We start from the raw sequence: 3,954 nt of genomic DNA, 5'->3' as shown, positions 1-3,954 counted from the left end.
GCGGCCGCCGCCAGGCGGTCCACTTGGTCGGCGGCGCCGTCGCGCCCGAACACGAAGCTGCCCGACGTGCACGCCCACACCACCGCGGCCGGTCGCTGCGCTGCCAGCAGCGCCGCTCCCTCGGCGAGGTTGGCCGGGCTGCCCAGCGCCATCAGCTCGGGCACCGCATGCAGGTCCGTTCCGTAGATGTGGACCACCGGCAGTTGCACCCCGAGCAGCCCGGCGGCTATCGGGTAGTCCGACTCGGCGGCGTGATCGGGATAAATGAACCCGACGGCTGGGCTCTCCGCGCGCTCCGGGCTCATGGGGTTCACCGCCGGACTCCGGTGAAGACATCCCGCAGCCACCGGCCCGGTCCCATCATCGGCAGGCCCATCCGGTCCAGGCACGCCCACATGGTCAGTTGGTTGGCCGTCAGGATCGGCTTGCCCAGCATATTCTCCAGCGGGTCGATGATGTCGTAGGTCCGCAGGTTGGTACAGCTGACGAAGATGGCTTCAGCCTCGGGCTGATCGGCGGCGACGATCCGCTCCGCGACCGTGCGGTAGTTCACCTTCCAGATGCCCCCGCCCAGGCCGAGGTGGTCCGATCGCAATACGGTCACCCCCAGCTGATTCAGGAACATCCGCAGCAGCTCGGTGAGCTCTTCGTCGTAGGGGGTCATGATGCACATTCGCGAAATCTCCAGCGCGGTAACGGCTTCAGCCAGCGCACCTGACGTTGTGACCGCTGCTTCGGCGCCCGCGGCCTCGATCGCGGCCACCAGCGTTTTCTCGTATTCGACGCCGTTGACGAAGCTGCCCGACGCGCACAGGTAGGCGACCACCTCCGGCTCGAGCGAGAGCACGGAGCGGGTGGCGGCCTTAAGATGGTGCGTGTCGGACACCAGTTCGGCCATGGCCCGGCTCACCGGTACCGGCTCGAACTGGGTGCGGGCCAGGTGCAGAGTCACCTCAGCCGGAATCCAGCGCCACAGCTCACGTTCCAGCGCCAGGTCAAAGGGCGCGATGACGCCGATGCCGCGCTGATCGGCCGGTCCGTCGAACTCGGGCAGCTCCCGTAACAGGGACAGATCCATGGGTGGCCCCACACTCACGCGGCACTCCAGGCCAGCCCTGGATTGTTGACAATCATACGATACGTTTCTACGGTGTCAACGTGGACGCGCGTCCGGTGGTCATCGTTCAGTACGGCGAGTCGGCCCCGACCCAGCTCGGTCCGGTCGGCGCGGACGCGGAGTTGCGGATGGTCCCTTCGGCGCAACTGGCGGGGGCGCTTGCCGGCGCCGACGTGCTGTTCGTCTACGACTTCTCCTCGCCCGCGCTCGCCTCGGCGTGGCCGGCGGCCGATTCGCTGCGCTGGGTGCACGTTGGCGCCATCGGGGTGGACGCGGTGCTCTTCGAGGAGTTGGTCGACAGCGACGTGATCGTCACCAATTCCCGCGGCATCTTCGAAGCGGCCATCGCCGAGTATGTGCTGGGACAAATCCTGTTCTTCGCCAAGGGTTTTCGACGGTCCTGGAGCGCTCAGCGCGCCCGGTGCTGGCAGCACTTCGACACCGAACGCGTCGCCGGCGCGTCGGTGACGATCGTCGGGCCCGGGCCGGTCGGCCGTGCCGTCGCGCGGCTGCTGGCCGCGACCGGAATGGCCGTGCGCGGGGTCGGCCGCACGCCGCGAGCCGACGCCGACTTCGGCGAGGTCTCCGCCGACCTGCACACCGCGGTCGCCGACGCCGACTACGTCGTGCTGGCCGCGCCACTGACGGCGCAGACCCGCGGCCTGATCGACGCCGATGCGTTGAGCGCGATGCGTCCCGGAGCGCGATTGATCAACGTCGGCCGCGGCGAACTGGTGGTCACCGATGCGCTGGTGGCGGCGCTGCACGACGGGCGTATCGGCGGCGCGGCACTCGATGTCGTCGACCCCGAGCCACTGCCGTCCGACCATCCGCTCTGGACCGCGCCCAATGTTGCCCTGACCCCGCATCACAGCGGTGATGTGCACGGCTGGACCAGCGCAATACAACAGCAGTTCATCGACAACTTCCGTCGTTACGTCTGCGGTCGGCCGCTGCTCAATGTGGTCGACAAACGCCGCGGGTACGCGGTGACCGGCTGAGGAGCCACGCCGATGACCAACCCGGCCGACTTGACCGCACTGCAGTTGGTGGCCGCCTACACCTCCGGGGAACTTTCGCCTGTCGAGGCGACCGCGGCCGCGCTGGCGGCGATCGCCGAACGCGACGGCGACATCAACGCGTTCTGCCTGGTCGACGAGGACGCCGCGCTGGTTCAGGCACGCAAGTCCGAGGCCCGCTGGCGCGGCAACTACACCAAGGGTCTGCTCGACGGGGTGCCCGTCGCCGTCAAAGACGTATTCCGCACCGCCGGCTGGCCCACCCTGCGCGGCTCGCTGCTCACCGACGCCGACGGCCCCTGGATCGAAGACAGCCCGGCGGTGGGAAAGATGCGCGACGACGGCATGGTGCTGCTCGGCAAGACCACCACCTGCGAGTTGGCGTGGAAGGCCGTCACGGACAGCCCGCTGACCGGCATCACCCGCAATCCCGTCGACACCACCCGCACGACCGGCGGCTCATCGGGCGGCAGCGCCGCCGCGGTCGCCGCCGGGATGGCGGCACTGGCGGTGGGTACCGACGGCGGCGGCAGCATCCGCATCCCGGCGAGTTTCTGCGGAGTCGTCGGCTTCAAACCCACCTACGGACGCGTGCCGATGTATCCGATCAGTCCGTTCGGGCCGCTGGCGCACGGCGGACCGATCACCCGGACCGTCGAGGACGCCGCAATGCTGATGGACATCATCGCCCTGCCCGACCACCGCGACCCGACCTCGCTGCCGCCGACGCTGACCACCTATCGCGGCGAGATCCGCCGCGACGTCGTCGGTTTGGATGTCGCCTACTCGCCCACCCTGGGCTATGTCGACGTCGACCCGCAGATCGCGGCGGCGGCCGCGGCGGCGGTGCAGGCGCTGGCCGGCGCCGGGCTGAACGTCGTGCACGCCGATCCCGGTTTCACCGATCCGGTCGACGCCTTCGAAACGCTGTGGGCGACCGGTGCCGCGGCCAGCCTGCGCGGCCACGAGCAGTCCCGCGACCTCGTCGACCCCGGTCTGGTCGACATGTGGGACCGGGGCTTGGCCGTTTCGGCCGTTGACTACCTGGACGCACGGCAGGTCTGCGTCGATCTGGGGCTGGCCATGGGCCGGTTCCATGAGCGGCACAATCTGTTGATCACCCCGACCACACCGATCCCGGCGTTCACCGCCGGCCACGATGTGCCGGTCGACTCCGGCATGCGCTGGTGGGCGCAGTGGACACCGTTCACCTACCCGTTCAACATGACCCAGCAGCCGGCGCTGTCCATCCCGGTCGGCACCACCGCCGACGGACTGCCGATCGGTCTGCAAATTGTCGGCCCGAGGCACAGCGACGATCTGGTGCTGGCCGTGGGCCTGTTCGCCGAGCAGGCGCTGGGGTAGTTTTTCCCGCCGGTATCCCGCCGGTATCAGGCGCAGCGGGCGAAGGCCAGCTGCTCGCCGACCGCGCCGCCCATCCACAGGTCATTGCAGGCCGCCGCCATCTGCGCCAGGCCGTCTTCGATCATCGCGAATACGTTCCCGGGAACCCAGCCGACGTCACCGTTGAGCAGCATGTTGTTGCGGCCGTAAAAGATTGCCAGGTCGGTGGCACCTTGCGGCGAGTGTGCTTGCGCGCCGTCGTCATACCCGTAGGCCGGGTTGCCGATCTCGGCCGCGTCGAAGCCGAAGAAGCATACGTCGCCGGGGATCGGCGTGACGGTGCAGTTCTCCCGACCGGGTGTGGGCAGCGGCGGCAACAGTGTGTACACCTCGTTGCGGGCGTACTTGCCGTGGTATGCCTGACCGGCGAGCGGCAACGCATCCCAGACCGCCGCGCAGGTGCGCGGCGCCTGA

General features: G+C 69.0%; 4 protein-coding genes and 1 pseudogene. 2 read left to right on the top strand and 3 right to left on the bottom strand.

What is annotated here, in order from left to right; genetic code table 11:
- Together AC2VON_RS12780 and AC2VON_RS12775 are read right to left on the bottom strand one after the other, a co-directional pair.
- Window positions 1–305: pseudogene (locus AC2VON_RS12780) on the bottom strand (maleate cis-trans isomerase); the annotation flags it as partial.
- Window positions 306–310: 5 nt separating this feature from the next.
- On the bottom strand, window positions 311–1,078 hold the full coding sequence (locus tag AC2VON_RS12775) for a maleate cis-trans isomerase family protein (protein WP_486953299.1): 768 nt from the start codon (window positions 1,076–1,078) through the stop codon (window positions 311–313).
- An 80-nt stretch (window positions 1,079–1,158) separates the two neighbouring features.
- Here AC2VON_RS12775 and AC2VON_RS12770 point away from each other — a divergent pair, with 80 nt between their 5' ends.
- Window positions 1,159–2,118 (top strand): D-2-hydroxyacid dehydrogenase, encoded by a 960-nt coding sequence (locus tag AC2VON_RS12770; protein WP_486953298.1) that lies wholly within the window; start codon window positions 1,159–1,161, stop codon window positions 2,116–2,118.
- A gap of 12 nt (window positions 2,119–2,130) precedes the next feature.
- Complete coding sequence (locus AC2VON_RS12765) at window positions 2,131–3,501, top strand: amidase (RefSeq protein WP_486953297.1); 1,371 nt, start codon at window positions 2,131–2,133, stop codon at window positions 3,499–3,501.
- A 26-nt stretch (window positions 3,502–3,527) separates the two neighbouring features.
- Here AC2VON_RS12765 and AC2VON_RS12760 read toward each other — a convergent pair.
- A partial coding sequence (locus tag AC2VON_RS12760) for a DUF3830 family protein (protein WP_486953296.1) occupies window positions 3,528–3,954 on the bottom strand: 427 nt, incomplete at its 5' end.

This window comes from Mycobacterium sp. TH-M82, assembly GCF_057473605.1.
Note: the sequence above shows the minus strand (reverse complement) of the source record. Positions and strands in the feature narration are given on the sequence as shown.